This is a genomic window from Mycobacterium sp. D16Q16 (assembly GCF_002013745.1).
Lineage (GTDB): Bacteria > Actinomycetota > Actinomycetes > Mycobacteriales > Mycobacteriaceae > Mycobacterium.
This window is the reverse complement of record NZ_MAEY01000014.1, coordinates 114716-131726: the sequence shown is the minus strand read 5'-3', so window position 1 is coordinate 131726 and position 17011 is coordinate 114716. Positions and strand designations below refer to the sequence as shown.

General features: G+C 63.5%; 16 protein-coding genes and 4 tRNA genes. 9 read left to right on the top strand and 11 right to left on the bottom strand.

All coding sequences use genetic code 11. From position 1 onward, the window contains the following. Positions 1–413 precede the first annotated feature (413 nt). The 3 genes from B4394_RS15645 to B4394_RS15635 form a co-directional block, all read right to left on the bottom strand. Positions 414–2642: a S9 family peptidase gene (locus B4394_RS15645; protein WP_078315623.1), complete on the bottom strand. Its 2229-nt coding sequence runs from the start codon at positions 2640–2642 to the stop codon at positions 414–416. Positions 2643–2723: 81 nt separating this feature from the next. Continuing rightward, complete coding sequence (locus tag B4394_RS15640; protein ID WP_078315622.1) at positions 2724–3419, bottom strand: CPBP family intramembrane glutamic endopeptidase; 696 nt, start codon at positions 3417–3419, stop codon at positions 2724–2726. A 147-nt stretch (positions 3420–3566) separates the two neighbouring features. Next, positions 3567–3638: transfer RNA gene (locus B4394_RS15635), tRNA-Val, on the bottom strand. A 168-nt stretch (positions 3639–3806) separates the two neighbouring features. Between B4394_RS15635 and B4394_RS15630 the strand changes: the two genes are divergently transcribed. From B4394_RS15630 to B4394_RS15600, 7 genes are all read left to right on the top strand, one after another. Continuing rightward, positions 3807–3879, top strand: a tRNA-Gly gene (locus B4394_RS15630). 25 nt (positions 3880–3904) lie between these two features. Next, a tRNA-Cys gene (locus B4394_RS15625) sits at positions 3905–3978 on the top strand. A 10-nt stretch (positions 3979–3988) separates the two neighbouring features. Continuing rightward, positions 3989–4063 (top strand) — tRNA-Val (locus B4394_RS15620). 71 nt (positions 4064–4134) lie between these two features. Continuing rightward, positions 4135–4419 (top strand): hypothetical protein, encoded by a 285-nt coding sequence (locus B4394_RS15615; protein ID WP_286142090.1) that lies wholly within the window; start codon positions 4135–4137, stop codon positions 4417–4419. A 217-nt stretch (positions 4420–4636) separates the two neighbouring features. Then, positions 4637–4906, top strand: coding sequence for a type II toxin-antitoxin system TacA family antitoxin (locus B4394_RS15610; RefSeq protein ID WP_078310895.1), 270 nt, complete (start codon positions 4637–4639; stop codon positions 4904–4906). Next, positions 4906–5421, top strand: a complete 516-nt coding sequence (locus tag B4394_RS15605) for a GNAT family N-acetyltransferase (protein ID WP_078310844.1) — start codon at positions 4906–4908, stop codon at positions 5419–5421. Before B4394_RS15610 ends, B4394_RS15605 begins: the two co-directional genes overlap by 1 nt. A 31-nt stretch (positions 5422–5452) precedes the next feature. Then, a complete protein-coding gene (locus B4394_RS15600) occupies positions 5453–5710 on the top strand; it encodes a hypothetical protein (protein WP_078310845.1) in 258 nt (85 codons plus the stop codon). Positions 5711–6083: 373 nt separating this feature from the next. Here B4394_RS15600 and B4394_RS15595 read toward each other — a convergent pair whose 3' ends face one another. The 3 genes from B4394_RS15595 to B4394_RS26040 form a co-directional block, all read right to left on the bottom strand. Further along, on the bottom strand, positions 6084–6551 hold the full coding sequence (locus tag B4394_RS15595) for a hypothetical protein (protein ID WP_078315621.1): 468 nt from the start codon (positions 6549–6551) through the stop codon (positions 6084–6086). A gap of 106 nt (positions 6552–6657) precedes the next feature. Next, positions 6658–7470 carry a carbon-nitrogen hydrolase family protein gene (locus tag B4394_RS15590; protein WP_286142089.1) on the bottom strand — a complete coding sequence of 271 codons (813 nt, stop codon included), beginning with the start codon at positions 7468–7470 and terminating at the stop codon, positions 6658–6660. Between the two features lie 520 nt (positions 7471–7990). Continuing rightward, positions 7991–8104 carry a three-helix bundle dimerization domain-containing protein gene (locus B4394_RS26040; RefSeq protein ID WP_502688529.1) on the bottom strand — a complete coding sequence of 38 codons (114 nt, stop codon included), beginning with the start codon at positions 8102–8104 and terminating at the stop codon, positions 7991–7993. Between the two features lie 303 nt (positions 8105–8407). Between B4394_RS26040 and B4394_RS15580 the strand changes: the two genes are divergently transcribed. Both B4394_RS15580 and B4394_RS15575 read left to right on the top strand, forming a co-directional pair. Continuing rightward, a complete protein-coding gene (locus B4394_RS15580; protein ID WP_078315619.1) occupies positions 8408–9133 on the top strand; it encodes a sensor domain-containing protein in 726 nt (241 codons plus the stop codon). 263 nt (positions 9134–9396) lie between these two features. Beyond that, positions 9397–10287, top strand: coding sequence for an aldo/keto reductase (locus B4394_RS15575; RefSeq protein WP_078315618.1), 891 nt, complete (start codon positions 9397–9399; stop codon positions 10285–10287). Here the strand turns inward: B4394_RS15575 and B4394_RS15570 are convergent. Genes B4394_RS15570 through B4394_RS15550 form a run of 5 tightly spaced genes read right to left on the bottom strand, consistent with a single transcriptional unit; the run spans position 10284 to position 16977 of the window. After that, positions 10284–11009 carry a 3-keto-5-aminohexanoate cleavage protein gene (locus B4394_RS15570; protein WP_078315617.1) on the bottom strand — a complete coding sequence of 242 codons (726 nt, stop codon included), beginning with the start codon at positions 11007–11009 and terminating at the stop codon, positions 10284–10286. The genes B4394_RS15575 and B4394_RS15570 overlap by 4 nt on opposite strands. Positions 11010–11019: 10 nt before the next feature. Beyond that, entirely contained in the window at positions 11020–12093 is a 1074-nt protein-coding gene (locus B4394_RS15565) for an XdhC family protein (RefSeq protein ID WP_078315616.1), read from the bottom strand. After that, positions 12090–14798, bottom strand: coding sequence for a molybdopterin-dependent oxidoreductase (locus tag B4394_RS15560; protein WP_078315615.1), 2709 nt, complete (start codon positions 14796–14798; stop codon positions 12090–12092). Before B4394_RS15560 ends, B4394_RS15565 begins: the two co-directional genes overlap by 4 nt. After that, a complete protein-coding gene (locus B4394_RS15555) occupies positions 14795–15607 on the bottom strand; it encodes an FAD binding domain-containing protein (RefSeq protein WP_078310852.1) in 813 nt (270 codons plus the stop codon). Before B4394_RS15555 ends, B4394_RS15560 begins: the two co-directional genes overlap by 4 nt. Beyond that, entirely contained in the window at positions 15607–16977 is a 1371-nt protein-coding gene (locus tag B4394_RS15550; RefSeq protein ID WP_078310853.1) for an 8-oxoguanine deaminase, read from the bottom strand. The genes B4394_RS15555 and B4394_RS15550 overlap by 1 nt, the downstream gene beginning before the upstream one ends. Positions 16978–17011 lie beyond the last annotated feature (34 nt).

The window sequence follows — 17011 nt, the reverse complement described above, 5'->3', positions numbered from 1 at the left end:
TTTGGGTTCATCTTCCTTCCTTTTCAACCCATTGGTTGTCTGGCCGGTGTGCCTGCATCGGGCCCACTGCGCTGCGCCGCCGACGTGCACGGTCGTGCAGGTTAGCTGAGTCCGAGTTCGGTGAGGCGTTCGTGATTGGCGTTGAACTAGGCCTCTTCCTGACCTGGCGCCGGGAAGATCAGGTGGCGGCACAGCTCACGAAGGCTCGTGCCCTCGTAGCCAAGATCTCGAACGCATTGCCCGTACCGAAACTTCATTCCTACTAGCTCGATCCAGGGTTAGAGTCGCGTCCGCAGACGTAGCTCGTGCCCACGCGGAAAAAGGTTCGGTCTGGGCGATCCACCTGGCTATGGCTGCTCTGTACAACCCGGCGCAGCTAGATGTGCTGAAGCGGGACGGAGAGATCGTGCCGGTCAGCCGAGGGGAGGTAGCAGCAGCGGCTGCAGTCGGTAGCTGGGCGGCTCGGTGCCGTGTAGATGCCGCACAAAGTAATCCCAGGTGCGACGTAGCGAATAGTGCAGCCAACCGTACAGCGAGTGCTCGGCACCAGGAATCATGATCAAGTCGAAGTCCTTGTCCGCCTTGATGAGTGCATCGGCCAGGCGCATCGTCATGTATGGATGTGCGTTGTCGTCGAGTTCACCGTGGATGAGCAGCAGCTTGCCTTTCAGGTTGGCGGCCAGCGTGGTGTTCGAGATCGCCGCTTTGCCTTCGGCGCTCAGATCGCCGTGGTAGTGCTCGGCCCACATCGCCAGGTTGAGGGCGTTGTCATGATTGCCCGAGACCGCGACGGCCACCGAGTAGAAGTCCGGGTATCGCAGCACGGCACGCGCCGCGGCGAACGCACCGGCGGACTGTCCGGTAATCCCGACTCGGGCGGTGTCCAGCCACGGATACCGTTGTCCGAGTTCGCGGATTGCGGCGATGTGGTCGTCCAGGGCGCCAGCGTTGCCGAGATCTCCATAGGAGTGGTCATGAAATGCCTTGCTGCGCCCCGCGCTTCCGCGACCGTCGATGGCCACCACCGCGAACCCGAGCGCGGCGAAGGCCTCCGGTTCGCCATAGTGCGGCGGGTTGAACATCGGTCCGGCGCGGTAGAGCTGCGGCCCCGGATAGATGTGTTCGATGATCGGGTACGTGCGGTCCGGGTCCAGATCCTGCGGTCGCCAGAGCAGACCGTAGATGGGGGTTCTGCCGTCCGCGGCGGTCGTCCGGAACCGCTCCGGCGGTTGCCAACCCAGAATCCTCAGGTCGTCGGTGTCGGGCGTCTCCAACTCCACCACCACCTGACCCTCCCCGTCGAGTACCACTGAGCGTGGCGGCAGGCTCGGGCTTGAGGCCCGGTCCACCAGGTAGCCGCCCTGCGGCGGGCTGACCGCATCATGATCCAGCTCGTCATCTGTGAGGCGGGTGAACTCGTTGCCGTCCAGTCCGATTCGGCAGAGCTGCCGCAGATACGGGTCGGCCTCGACCAGACCGTTGGCCGCGAAGTACACCTGCCGAGCCTTCTCGTCGACCCATAGCAGGCTGCTCACCAGCCACGGCCCGGCGGTGATCTGGGTGACCTGGGCGCCGTCCGCCGAATAGAGGTACAGGTGGCCCCAACCGTCGCGCTGCGACCACCACAGGATCTCGCCGGTGTCCAGCACGTGCACCATGTGCGGGTCGCCGAGCAGCGCAGTCGGGTCGACCCGCGTCTGGCATGTCTCCGTGATCAGCGTGGTGACCTCGCCGGTCGACGGGTCGAGTCGACGCAGTTGCAACGTCCGGGCGTCGCGCGATTGGTGCAGGTAATGAACGACGTCCGCACTCGACCACCAGGCATAGACGAGCGCGACATTGTGCATGATCGGTGTCGGCTCGCTCTGCTGCCGTACGACCGTGCGTTGCCCGACGTCGAGCACGTTCCAGGTCATCGTTGCCACGGTGTCCTCGCCGGGCATGGTGTAACGGGTGCGGTGTTCCACGGGCCGGCCGCCATCGGCCGGGCTAGATTCCACGAGCACCAGTTCGGGCACCTCACGTTGATCGATGCGCGCGACCAGGATTCGGGTGGAATCGGGCGACCAGTGCAAAATCATCGGCCCCGGAATGCCCAGTGCACGGGTCAGTGCGCGTGCACCGGTGGTGTCCGGCAGGCCGCCGTAATCGAAGTAGGGTTCGGCGTCATCGGTGAGGGCATGTTCGGTGCCATCGGCCCGGTTGCGGATCCAGATATTGCCATCGCGGCCGAACGCATCCCACCGCTCATCGGGCGACGGGATCGCGCCCGGAATGGTTGCGGTGGTGTCAGATTCGGTGCAGGCGTTGTCCGCCCATCGCCAATTCCGGCCGAACGCGCTGAACAGCACCGTGTCGTCGGCACGAATTTCCACGGCCTGTATCGGTAGATCGGCACCGGTTACCGCCTGCCCAACTGCCGCCGACAGTGCGGCGGCCAGCGCGTCGTGGTCGAAGGCGGCACGACGAGCCTTCACGCTCGGATCAACCGCGACGTAGCGGGTTCCGATCCGGTACCAGAATCGGGCACCGTCGGCGAACCACTGCGGTGTCAGCACCGTGCCCGGCACCCGCCGGGCCCGGTGCGGGAAAAGCATCTGCTCGGCACGCGCGTAATCGGAATCGCTCAGCAATGTCGTCACACCAGGCATCCAACACTCGGACGTAGCGGCACAGTCAAGAGCGACTTGACCGTGCCGCAGGGGCACCGCGACCCCCGGCAGTCAGTATCCGAGGCCGTGATACAAGATGCCCGCACTGTTATAGGCGATGTGCACCATGACCGCAGGCCAGATCGAGCCTGAGCGCCACAGCAGGACACCATTGGCCAAACCGATCATGAGGGCCAAAGGCATCACGCCGTTGATCCCATGTGCCACAGCGAAAACTGCCGCGCTGAAGACCACGCTGATGCAGCTCCCCCAGCGGAACAGGAAAGTCGCAAGCACGCCACGAAACAAAGCCTCCTCACCGAGCGGCGTCAAGATACCGCCCAGCCCCACTGCCGCGATAAGAGGCACTGCTCCCGACCGAGCAGCATCACGGTAGGGCTGCTGAACACCCTCCGCCCCCGGAAACAGCGGATCAAAAATCGCCGAAACCGGCCAACTAAGCCCGAAGCACACCAGGCCGATGACGACGCCGGTCAGCAGCCACAAGAGACTCGTATGCCGCAACCCGAACGGACGGACATCACGAATCCGAACGAGGACCGCAGCAGCAAACGCTCCCAACGGCGCAAGCCCTGAAATCAGGAAGTTCACGTGTCCGAGGGCAATGGGGAAATCTTCCGGCACGAAGTATGCGGCCACGCCGCCCACTAGATACAGAAAGACAGCAGTGGCCGCAGCTACACCAAGTTCCAGCCAACCGGGCCGAGCGGGTCCGCTCGCCGCGCCGAAGTGCTCTACAACACTCATGGGGCGAAGTATCAGCTATGCCCCTAGGGCACACTCAAGCCTCATCGCGCCGTGGCGCTGCCATAAGCGAATCAAGCTCTTATTGCACTCTTAATTAGTGCGGCGCGTGGCAAAGCAGAAAAACTCTCCTGCCCTGTACTTCTTCTGTGGTCCCGGCTGGGTTCGAACCAGCGACCCCTCGCGTGTGAGGCGAGTGCTCTTCCACTGAGCTACGAGACCGCATGTTGATCGTTGATGGCTGATCAACCGAGGTGAAAGGCTAGCACGAGACGCCGGAAACACCGCAGTCCGGCCGCCGACGGGCCGCGCACGCAAGGGATTTGTGATTAAACCTCTCGTTCGACTACTGTTTCACTTCGCACCGGGTGACGATCTCATCCGTTGCGCGCGGATGTAGCGCAGTTGGTAGCGCACAACCTTGCCAAGGTTGGGGTCGCGGGTTCGAATCCCGTCATCCGCTCGGAGGGTGGACAGTCATCCCTAGCGGTGGAGTGGCCGAGTGGTGAGGCAACGGCCTGCAAAGCCGTGCACACGGGTTCGATTCCCGTCTCCACCTCCATAAAGACCCCGCGCGATTAGCTCAGCGGGAGAGCGCTTCCCTGACACGGAAGAGGTCACTGGTTCAATCCCAGTATCGCGCACCAAAGTTTTTGCAGTTCAGAGGTTATTTCAAGACCTCTAATCTGGACGCGGGACCTAGATGGGACCTGACCCAATGGCTAACCGAGAGGAAGCCATGTCCATCCAAATCAAGCGTCACCCGGTCTCCCCCGTCGACACCACCGAGGATCGAGTCGACACGGTTGTCACCGTGGCACTAGGTCACGTCACGGGCCGAATTGTCCGCTCGCAGTACGACGCTGGCACCATTTCCTACGACGCGCACATCGAACTCGTCGGCGACCGCAGTCCCAACCAGATCGATGACCCGCAGGATCTACGAAATCTGGGAACCGTGGCGATCACGCTCGCTGACGAGCTGGCGGCCGTAACCACATAGCCAATACACGGAGGCGCGGCCCCATCCAGGAAAATACAAAGTTCCCTGGCTGGGGCCGCTTCATTGTGACGTTAGCGTCTACGCCCTCCCTGTACCGGCGGCTACCGCTCGTCACCGTGGGAATAACGGTTGGACTACAACACTTCTATAGATTTGTACGGACATTCGCCGTACACTTGGGCATGCACCTATGGACACAAATTGGGAGGTGTCACTAATGGCTGCGAAAACGGAACGGGTGGAGTTCCGAACTGAAGAGGCAAGCTTGGTGCGCATCCAGCGCGCCGCGAGCGCGGTTCATGAGCAGACATCAGAGTTTGTACGCAAAGCTGCACTTCAGCGAGCGGAAGATGTTCTACGGCAAGAGCTGGTGACGGCCATGCCATCCGAGCAGTTCGACGCGTTGATGGAGTCGCTGGATGTAGCGGATGCGGCGCCACGTCTGGCTGCGGCCGCTCGTAAGCCCGCGGTGTTCAAGAGGCGCTGATGCACTTCGAGTCGGCACGCTTAGAGGACGACCACCTAGTTGAGGGATTCGACTGCGGTAAGGAATCGCTGAACAATTGGCTGGTCAATGATGCCATGCGTGCGGACAACAACGGGGTTGCTCATGTCTATGTCTGGACTCAGCTCGGTGAGCCAAAGGTGTGCGCCTACTTCGCCATTTGCCCGACCTTGGTCTACCGCGAGGAGGACGGGGTACCTCGAAGCCTGGCCGGTGGCTACTCCAGCATCCCCGGCTTTCTCATTGCCCGGTTGGCACTGGACAAATCACTTCGCGGAAGAGGTTACGGGGAACAGCTGCTAGTCGACGCTCTCGGCAAGGCCGTAGCCGCTTCTGAGATCGGCGCCGGACGTCTGATCGTCGTAGACGCGCTCGATGACGAAGCAGCGGAGTTCTACAAACACTATGGCTTCGCCCCCGTTAAGAATCGGGAGCGCCGCCTGGTGATGAAGGTTTCTACAGCTGCAAAAGCACTTGGGGAACGCTGGCGCGACTAGTTGTCATACCCCGGGGCTAGCGTCCCGCATTGTGGTGAAGTTCCACGTCGACAAACTCACGACCGGCCAGACGGTGTGCACGGTGATGCACAACTGGGGCCACGGGGTCTGGACGGAAACCATCGCCGGCGACCTACGCGAAGGCAAGGAGTACGCCCGCATCAATGTAGAACCCGGTGTCGAAGTCCGCGTCTGGTACTTCGGCTGCGAGCTGCTCGCTGAGACCCGGGCACGCGGTGAGGTGTGTCGTTGGTTGCAACTAGCTCGAAGGTCTCGCACACCGTCTTAGCGACACCTTTCCACGCAGCCGCGGCAAAGTGGCCGCGGTCGAATCTGGCGTCCAACGCGCTGCCCACCAACTTGCTGGTATAGCGCCATAACGATTCGAACGACCGTTCCATATCGGCTCGGCGCGTCTCGTCACCAGGAAGGTGATAGAGATGCTTAGCGTGCATCAGACCCGAGCGCATATCCGAATAGATGTTTCGGTACGCCCATCTGACTGGATCTGTTTCATTCTCCGGGGCGAGGATGTCTGCCGACGCGATTGGTTCTACGTGCCTGAGAGCGGCCTTGAACCAATCGCTTTCACGCCCTCGCCGGTGGGGGTGCAAGTGGTGTAATACGGCCTCCAAGGCCAGGAACATGTTGCGATACGCGTCCTACAGCACTTCCCCAGTCCTCGCCATCCGCAAGAAACGAAGCGCATCGTGAAGTCGTGGCGGAGGCGGCGGCAGCGAGGGTATCTCATTCCCATCAGCGTCGAGTACGCGAACCGTCATGCTCATCCCCAAAGTGCCAGGAATGATGCTGGTGACGCGCATAGTCACGTTCGGGCCCGTCATCGCCCAGGTCAGAGAAGCGTCGTAAGGCTGGCGAATAACGGCGTCACCCCTGCCTATAGCGGACAGATAGTCAAGGCACAAATTCGCCTGTGCCAAGGCAACTTTGAAAATCTGGTCGATGTCCGAATCAATCGCAGCGTAGACAAGTAGCCACTTTGAGCCATCTGCCACAGCTACGGTCCAATCGCCGACCTTGAACGTCGCCGTCGTTGTGCACCGCTGCCCGAGATCAAATGCCGCACCGCTTCCCTGAAGGTCAATGCCCGCCAGCTGCCCCACCGTCATCTGGGGAGAATACGCGTCACCAAACCGGTTTCGAGTCGAATCCGCTGTCTGGCTGCGAGGCTAGAGGACGTTGTCATCCTCATGGCCATTAACCAGATCATTGACGTCACCGAGTCGGCGGTGGCACCAGAGGGGAATTTAGTTCGGGGCGCAAATCGGCCAGATACGGATTGGCCTGCTGCGCTACACGTACCACCGCGGTATCGATCTCGGCCATGATCGTCCCGGTCCCCGATTCGATGCGGTCGAGAACACCCCCGTCGGGACCGACGATGCTGCTCCTGCCGACATAGGTTGTCGCTCTCTCGACACCGTTGTGATTGATGTACGCCACATAGATCTGGTTCTCCCAGGCCCGTGTCCGGATCACGACATCGGCGACGAACTCGAAAGGCGTCATCTGTGCCGTCGGCACCGCAAGCAGATGCGCACCGGCAAGGGCACTCATCCGGACATTCTCGGGAAACTCCACGTCGTAACAAATCATCATGGCGACGTTGACGCCGCGATACCGCACCACGGTCGCCGGTTGGCTCCCCGGCGTGAAATAGGCACGATCGATCTCGCCGAAGAGGTGAGTCTTCCGGTGCCGGCCACACACCGTGCCACGCTCATCGACAAAGACAGCATTGTTGTACAGCGCCCCCGCAGCACTGCTCTCCGCCAGCCCCACGATGATCGCAATCTTGTTCCGTTCAGCGATTGAACAGACGGCATCAAGATGATCGGCGCTCACGAGCTCGGGTAAACGGTCCCCGATGTCGTAACCGGTGACAAACAGTTCCGGCGTGATGAGCAGATCCGCCTGCCCTGCAAGTCTTCTCGCGACCTGCTCGAGTTGAGCAAGGTTGGCATCCGGATTCGCGGGGTTCCCGGCCGATTGCAGGCCCGCCACTCGTAATGTCCTAGAAATCGACAAACCTCCAAGCTGGCGCAGTGTCCTCTCCACTGTGGGGCACGCACGTCTCTTACGCATCCGGCACGCCCAGTTTTACGGCACAACCGGGCACGCCCAGCGGTGGCGATCCCGGCATTGCCAGGGCCATCCCATGCTGGCGGTTCAACAAGCAGTCGACGCACTGTCGCCGGACCTGACAGATATCTGTACACAGTCGACACCAGATGCAAGGATACGCACGTGACTGAGGAAGCTTCCGTGGCACAAGCCCGGACACTCCTGGCATCGCTCTACGAGCATGTCAACGAGGTATCGACCACGATGGCCAAGACAGAACACCTCATTCGACATACCTCGCGCCACAGCACAACCCACCGACATCACCACCGCCGGGCGTCAGCCATGCGCAAAGACCTCTACGAAGCCCACCGCCTCATCGACGGCCTACACCACCGATACCCCGCTACGCGAGACACACAGTGGGCTCCTCCACCGTCACGGCACTAGACGCGCCGGCCTTCGACAACTCCACGCGGGCACGTCACTCGACCAGCAAGGGCACAAACTCGCGAACCCGGCAATCTGCGAATTGAGCGTGCGCACTCTGCACGACAGCCGAGACATACGCAGACGACAACCATGAGTACTTCGTCATCAGCCGCTGCTAAACCGCAGCCACTAATGTCTGCTCACTCATCCCAGACATCACATCAGAGTGAGCCATAACAACCGAGTCGTCAATCGGTAGTTCAGATCCCATTAACCGGCGGCGTGCCTGCCTCGTCGGTGAGTTGACCCACATACGCCTCCTGCACACAGTTCGCCGTCATGTGTTCATTTCTCATTGCACCTGAGTGAAGAAGTCATTCACCCTTTCGGCTTATCGGTAGCTGAACCTCTAAGAATCTCGCGATTCTTGCGGCTTGACGATCTGATATTTCCCCACTAGAAATTGCTGGTGCACGCCGCTGGAGTGAAGCTAAGTGCCCTGCTCGTCGCGGGCGGGTTGTTGACTGGGTGCGTGGTTCCCGGCGCCGCGAACGTAGGTCAAGGGCACGTTGGCTCGGCCGCAGAGATACTGCCCGATGACGCTCAGATGTCTTCACTTCTGGCGCTCCGGCTCCATTCGGACGCACGCGTCGAAAGACTCGATCTCGCGGCAGCCAATGCCCATAGCGCGGACACCCGTACGAGTTCTGTCGAGTGCCTCGGCGTCGCCTTACCCAGTTGGGGCACCACACTCGCCGAAGCTCCCGTACGCCAGGCGATACAGCAGCAATGGTCGACACGCTGGAAAATTAGGGGCGCTGGTACAGGAACCGCAATAGAGATCCAGGTAGTAGAAATGGACTCTCCCAACAGTGCCAGAACCTGGTTCACCACACTGGAATCCAGCTGGCGGCGCTGCCAAGACAAGCCGTTCACCACAAAGGGCCCCGGGACGGGCGCGGTAACCAACCTGGAAGTTAAAAGCGTTGCAGAGGAAAGCGTTTCCCCAGATTTTGTGCATGCGATCATCGCCGAATCGACTGGACCCCAGCATCTGGCGCCACGCCAAACGCAACGAGCCGCCGTCCAGACATCGCAGTACATCATCGAGGTGTCGGTGCACGAATACAGCAACACCACAAGTAACAAGGCCCAATCCGTGGCCCGCTTGGTCAAAGCCAACGCCACCGCATAAACACCCCGCAGCGCCCGCATCCGTCATCGTTACCGGACTTACCGCGATACTCGCGACGTAAGGATCTTGTAAACCCGAAAGCCTTCCGTGCGCCGAAAACCCTTGCTGTTCAGCGATTTCAGCAAGTTCACAGCAATTCTGTGATCGGCATCATAGATACCGACTTCAACTGACAGTTGTACCGTCTCAACTGACACGAGGACGTGTCGCTCCCGGGTATCAATTCCACTGCTCCTTCAGCCGCAGAGTGATTGGAGTCCGTCGTGCAACCATGCACTGTCCCGAAAGTTCGTTTCTACAACGGTGTCGACATCCCCCAGCTGGGTCTCGGCGTCGCCGCCATCCCCGATGTCGAGGCGGAAACCATTGTCCGGCAAGCACTTGACGCCGGATACCGACATATCGACACCGCCACCAGATATGGCAATGAGCGCGGCGTCGGCCTCGGCATCTCTCGCTCTGAAGTGCCCCGCGAAGAAGTCTTCATCACCACAAAGCTGTGGGTGGACGATTTCTGTGATGCCGCAGGTGCTTTCGCGCGGAGCCTTGACATGCTTGGCACCGATTATGTGGATTTGTTCCTGATCCATTGGCCTGCACCGGATCACGGACAATATGTGACCGCCTGGCAGCAAATCGTGCAGCTCTATCTCGCCGGTAACATTCGCGCCATCGGGGTCTCTAACTTCGAGCCCGAGCACGTACAGGCCATTGTTGACGCGACCGGCGTGCTGCCGGTGATCAACCAGGTGGAGCTGCACCCGTACTTCCAGCAGCGAGAGTTGCGGCAGTTCAACACCGACCGCGAAATCGTCACGGAGGCATGGAGTCCCCTCGCTCAGGGAATCGGTACCTCCGGGGATTCCCCCCTGGCCGCCCTGGCTGCCAAGCACAACAAGACACCAGCACAGCTGATCCTGCGCTGGCATATCGAACTAGGTCATGTGGTGATCCCCAAGACCTGCTCGCCCAGCCGGTTGACCGAAAATCTCGAGATCTTCGATTTCAGTTTATCCCCAGAAGATCTCGATGTATTCGTTCAGTTCGACCGACCCAACGGCAGGCTGGGCACCCACCCCAACGAGGGATTCTCGGCACACCATTCAGCGCAGAGCAGATGGCACCGGGAGCAGCTGGCGAAGCGGGCGGCCTAGCGCTTCCCCATCCGGGCGCGGGCCGCAGCGACGAGTTCGGCGTTGCCTGCGGCCAGCGATCCATCCGGCAGACGCAGCGTGTCCTCAAGCCCTATCCGTGCGGCAACCCCTCGCGCCACCGCGAGGTCGAGTACCGGCCATGCCGATGAGTCCTCGCCGTGCAGCACCACATCCAGGGCACCAGCCACACGAACCTGCGCCAGCATGCGCACCGCTTGCTCTTCGACTTCCGTGCCGGCGACCCCGCCCGGCAGCTCCAGCAGAACACGGAAGCACTCCTTGCGAAGCGGCGAGCCCGACCACGACAACGCGGCCGCCTCGTTCCACAACCCCGCCTCCACACCTATCCCGCGAGCCAGCAGGGTCTCGGCGACCTCGGCCGCACCGTCCTCGTGCCAATTCACCGAGGCGAAGTCCGGCAGCTCGGCCCACGCGTTAATGGCCGCGCAGCGTGCGGACGAATCGGTCAGAGCCCACGCGCCAGTGGTGACGCCAACGGGAAGACCCGGGCACTGCGCACGGATGGCCGCAACCACAGGATCGACCGCACTGGCCAGCAGCGAGTCGAACCCCCTGGCGTCCTTGGCATGAACGTGCACCGCGCCCGCGCCCGCATCGCGACATGCCGCGGCATCCGCCGCGATCTCAGCCGGGGTGCACGGGATCGCAGGGTGCTGGTCCTTGCGTCGCACCCCGTTCAGGCATGCCTTCACATACGCCACGTGTACGGCCCTACCGGTGGATCGGCCCGTCGGTGTCGCTCAAGGCACGCCCGGAGCCTCCCGACGTCTCCGCAATGATTTGCGCCGCAATGGATATCGCGGTCTCCTCGGGTGTGCGGGCATTGAGGTCCAGGCCCAGCGGGCTGTGTAAGCGCCGCAACTGATCGTCGGTGATGCCCTCTTCACGCAGACGCGCCAGCCGGTCGGTGTGGGTGCGTCGTGAACCCAGCGCGCCGACAAACGCGACGGGCACCATGGTGAGAGCCGCCGCCAGCATCGGCACATCGAACTTGGGGTCGTGAGTCAGGACGCACACCACCGTGCGCCCATCGATGCGCCCGGCAGCTGCTTCGGCGCGCAGATAGCGGTGCGGCCAGTCGACCACCACCTGGTGGGCGTGCGGGAACTGCGTTTGCGTCGCGAACACCTCACGGGCGTCGACCACCGTCACCCGGTAGCCGAGCTGGCTCCCCGTGTGGCTCAACGCCCGCACGAAGGCGTTGGCCCCCGCCAGGATCATCCGCGGGGGCACACCGAATGCCTGGACGAACACGCGCGGCAGCGCGGATTGATCGGGCTCACAGCGATCGGCACCTGCCACCGCGCTGCGCCCCGCCCGCACCAGCGACGCGATATCACCATCGATCTGCGGCCACGGCGCCGGCTCGCCCGCGCGCACCAGGGCCCATTCCGGAATCCCCGATAGCGTGCTCACCACGGCAGCAGGCTCCCCCGCCTCGGTCATGCTGCGCAATCGGAGCAGCAGCGGCAATCTGTCGGCACCAACACTTTCGGTGACAACTTCGATCTCGCCGCCGCACGTCAGTCCGGCCGCCATACCGTCGTCGATACCGAACCGCTCGCTCACGCACAGGCCGGTCTCCAGGACTTCACGCGCGGTATGAATGACCGCCGCCTCCACGCAGCCACCCGACAACGACCCGATGACTACCGAATCGGCCGTCACGATCATGGCGGCGCCGGGCTCGCGCGGAGCCGCACCACTGACCTCCACCACGCGGGCCAGCGCGACAGAGCCACCGGTCTGGAGCAGGCGAACCAGATCGCCGAGTATGTCTTTCATGAGGGCTCTCCCGCCCCGGATGTATTGATGGCCCGCCACACTCGCGCCGCGTTCATCGGTAGGCGGTGCATCCGCACCCCGACAGCATCGCGGATGGCGTTGGCCAACGCCGGCGCCACCGGGTTGTACGGGGACTCGCTCATCGACTTGGCCCCCAGCGGCCCCAATGTGTCGTAGGTGTCGGCAAAGTAGACCTCGGTATCGGGCAGATCGACCAGCTGCGGAATGTGGTAGTTGCGCAGGGTCGCCGTGCTGACAACGCCGTCGCGCACCAGGATCTCTTCGTAGAGTGCCGAGCCAATGGCCTGCGCGACACCGCCTTCCACTTGTCCACGGCACTGCTGCGGATTGACGATCACCCCGGCATCGGCGGACTGCACCGACTGCAGGATCCGCACGGTGCCGGTGTCCGGATGCACCCCGACCCGGAACGCCTGGACATTGAACGCGACCGACCGCGGTGTGCCTTCGTGGCGTCCCAGCGCCGCCAGTGGCTGCGGCGCCGAGTCCGCGATATCGGCCAGTCTCAGCAGATCCTCGCCGAGCCGCACTCCATCCGGTCCCAGCACACACCGCGATTCCGGTACTGCCAGCTTCTCCGCGGCGAACCGGATAATCTTGTCCCGCAACAGCTCCGCCGCCCGGTGCACGGCCAGTCCGGCGACTGTGGTGCCCGCCGATCCGAATGCCCCGGTGTCGTGGCCCACCGCATCGGTATCGGCCTGATGAACCTCGACCTGACTCGGTGCGCACCCCAGCACGGCGGCGGCGAGCTGAGCGTGCACGGTGGTGGTGCCGTTGCCGAATTCGGCCGAGCCCACGAAGATCCGGTAGCGGCCCCGCTCGTCCAGCTCGGCACGCGCATCGGCCACATGCCCGCGCGGCGGCACGGTCGCGATCATGGCGATGGCCATACCCTCGCCCACCTTCCAGTCCTCGGGTAAGTCCGACCCATTGCGCGCCGGGTCGGCCGCGCCCCGCGCCAGCGCATGCTGCGCCAGGTCCAGGCACTGGTCCAGCCCATAGCTGCCGAATTCCAGGTCGTCCTCCTCCACCTCCCAGCTGACGAAGGCATCTCCCGGGACGATGGCGTTGCGGCGCCGCAACTCGAACGGGTCGATACCGAGTTCACCGGATAGCTCGTCGAGGGCCGACTCGATCCCGAACAGCACCTGCCCCAGCCCGTAGCCGCGGAACGCACCGGACGGAAGGTTGTTGGTATACACGGCCTGCGCATCGACTCTCTTATTGGCGCAACGGTATTGCGCCATGGACTCGTTGCACCCGTGAAACATGACACCCACGCTGTGGTTTCCGTAGGCCCCGGCATCGGAGAGCACATCCACGGCCAGCGCCGTCAACACGCCGTCGAGGCCCGCCGCGGCGATCACGTCCACCCGCATGGGGTGGCGGCATGGCGCGATGGTGAACTGATCGCTACGGGTCAACTCGTAGACGGCGGGAGCGCCAGTCGCGCGCACCGCCAGCAGCACGAGGTCCTCGGTGAGCATCTCCTGTTTGGCGCCGAACCCGCCGCCGACGCGCGGCGCGAACACCCGAACCTGTTCACGCGTAAGCCCGAAGATATGGCAGAGCTCGTCGCGGACCAGGAACGGGACCTGGCTGCTGGTGCGCAGAACGTAGCGCCCGCGCTCGTCCTGCCACCCCACCGAGCCGTGCGTCTCCAGGTGGACATGCTGTACCCGGGCGGTCTGCCAGCTGCCGCGTACCACCGCACCAGACTCCCCCGCACGGGCCACCGCCGTCTCGACATCGCCGACCTCACCGTGCACCTCCGCCACCAGATTGCGGGCGGGGTCAGCGATCCTGGCACTGGCCCCTTTATCTCCGTGCACCCGATGCACGCCCGGTTGCTGCGACAGCTCGGGATCGAATACCGCCGGCAGTACCTCGTATTCGACCTCGATGTGCTCGAGCGCCCGGTGCGCGATGGTCGACGAGTCCGCGACTACCGCCGCGACGCGCTGTCCCGCGAACCGCAGCACACGGTCGAAAACCAGTGTGTCGTCGGGATCATCGCTGCGCTCATGGTGGCGCGCGGTGGAGAACGGCACCCCGGGGTCGTCGCGATAACACAGCACCGCGCGCACCCCCGGCAGGGCGCGGGCCTTGGCGATGTCAATCCGGATGATGCGGGCCGACGGGTGCGGGCTGCCCAGTACCGCAATATGTCCCACACCGGCGGGCAGCTGGTCCATGGTGTACGGCTCGGTACCGGTGACCACCCGCGCGGCGGCCGGAGCGCTGACGGTTCCCTTCGGTGGTGCGACACCACAGATTGCGGCGCGAATGGGCCTATACCCGGTACACCGGCACAGATTGCCTTTCAACGCGTTTCCCAGATCCCCGGTCTGATCCTCGGTGAGCGTCGCCGCCGTCAACACCATTCCGGCGGTGCAGAATCCGCATTGAAAACCCGCATGACCGATGAATCCACGCTGCATGGGATGCAGGTCATGTTCTTCTCCGAGACCGCGGACGGTGAGGATCTCGGCATCGGTGACCCGATGTGCGGGCACGATGCAGGAGTGTTGCGAGGCACCGTCCACCAACACCGTGCAGGCGCCGCAATCACCGGCGTCGCAGCCTTTTTTGACCTCGCTGTGGCCGTGCTCGCGCAGGAACGTGCGCAGACACTGCCCGGGCCGTGGGCTGGTGTCGATGATCTGGCCGTTGACCTTCACGGGCGCCCTCCGGTCAGTTCTTCAGCGACCTCGCGGGCCAGCTGCGCGGTGACCGCGCGCCGCCAATCAGCGGTGCCGTGGGCATCGGTGTGGAACTCCGAGCCGGGAATGCCCGCAGCGGCCTCGAATACACCCTCCGGATCGGCCGGGAGGCGCAGCACGATCGGCCTGCGCGTTCCGGCGGAGACTCCGAGCACAATGTCGTGGCCGTCGAGCCTGCCGGTAACGAGCGCACCGGAGCGGCCCAGTGCAGAGTACGCGAGCTTGCGTAGCGCTGTCGGTTGCGTGAGCGCCGCAGCGGGAAAGGCGATGGCGCGCAGGACATCACCGGCTCGCAATACCGTCTCGTTGACATCGGTGACGAATTCGGTGATGGCGCAACGCTCGTCGGTGCCGTCGCGGCGCCAGATGAGCAGCTGGGCGTCCAGGGCCGCGCACAGCGAGATCATCGCTCCCGCCGGCAGACCCAGACAGATGTTGCCTCCGACCGTCGCGGCACGCCAGATCTTGAATGAGGCCAGCAGCGCACGCGCGCACTGCTCAAAAAGGACGGTCGCACTCCAGTGCGGCGGATAGGAGGCGTTGATGAGGCGTTCGATACTGCAGGTGGCTGCGACCTGCAGGCCGCCCGCATCGACCACCACATCGGGCCACCGCATGCCGGCCAGGTCCACCAACCGCCGCAACTCCGGCTGCGGCTGGCTCATGAGCCAGGTTCCGCCCGCCAGCACGCCGTCCTGCGCTCCGAGGCCGCTGAGATCTGCGCGCTCTCGCGGAATCAGCACCGAGTCGATGGTGTGCAGATCCATCAGCGAACCCTGCCCATCAATCCATGATGCGCCGCCCGCACCGCGGCCGCGATCCGATCGGTATCCACCGTCAGCATCTCCCCATCTCTGACGACCAGTCGCCCGTTCACCCAGGAACACCTGATCGGCGGTACCGCACCCAACATCAGAGCGGCCACCGGATCATCGATGCCGCTGTGGCCCAGCGTGCGCAGATCCCATAGCACCAGATCCGCGCACTTACCGGCCTCAATCGAGCCGATCTCGTCGGCGCGGCCCAGCAGGCGAGCCCCGCCCAGTGTCGCCAACTCCAGCGCGGTGCGGGTGCTCAGCGCCGTAGGCCCTCCGACAGCACGCGCCAACAACAGTGCCTGATGCGCCTCCCCCAGCAGCCGTCCCGACTCATTGGAGGCCGCACCATCCACCCCCAGACCCACCGGCACCCCAGCCGCCAGCAGCTCCCGGGTGCGGGCGATACCGGCGCCCAGGCGCCCATTGGAGGTCGGGCAGTGCGCGATGCCGGTGCCCGTGCCGGCCAGGCGGGCAATGGCCGCATCGTCGAAGTGGATCCCGTGCGCGAACCACACATCGGGGCCCAGCCAGCCCAGCTGTTCCATGTAGTCGATGGGGCTGCAGCCAAACCGCTCGGCACAGTAGTCAGTTTCGTCCTGGGTCTCGGCCAGGTGGGTGTGCATCCGGACACCGTGCTCGCGAGCCACGAGCGCTGACTGGCGCAAGAGATCTCCGCTCACCGAGAAGGGCGAGCAGGGTGCCAGACCGATGCGCACCATGGAGCCTGGCGCCGGATCATGCCAGCGGGCGACGGCCGCGGCGCTGGCCTCCAAAGCTGTGTCGATCGACTCCACCAGACTGTCCGGGGGCAAGCCCCCGGCGGACTGTCCAAAGTCCATTGAACCCCGGGTCGGGTCGAAGCGCAGCCCGACTTGCCTGGCTGCCTCGATCTCAGATTCCAGTAGATCGCCTGCACCAGAAGGAAATACATAGTGATGATCGGTCGTGGTGGTACATCCCGATAAGGCCAGCCAGCTCAACGCGCCCTGTGCCGCTACGTAGAGATTGTCGGCGTCGATACCCTCCCACACCGGGTACAGCGCGGTAAGCCATTGGAAGAGCGTGTGATCGGCGGCGAGTCCGCGGGTAATCCACTGATAGAGGTGGTGGTGGGTGTTCACCAATCCCGGTGTGAGTAGACAACCACGACCATCTACACGTTCGGCACCACCCAGTGTCCGCCACGGGTTCTGTTCTCCGGCCGGCAATACCGCGGCGATCCGCTGGCCATCGATGACGACAGTCGCACCGTCAAGCTCACGCCCGTCGTGATCGACCGTGGCCACGAATACGTTCTCGATCAAAGTGATTGAGCTCATCGGCCGGACTCGCTGCCGCACTTCGGGCTGCGGA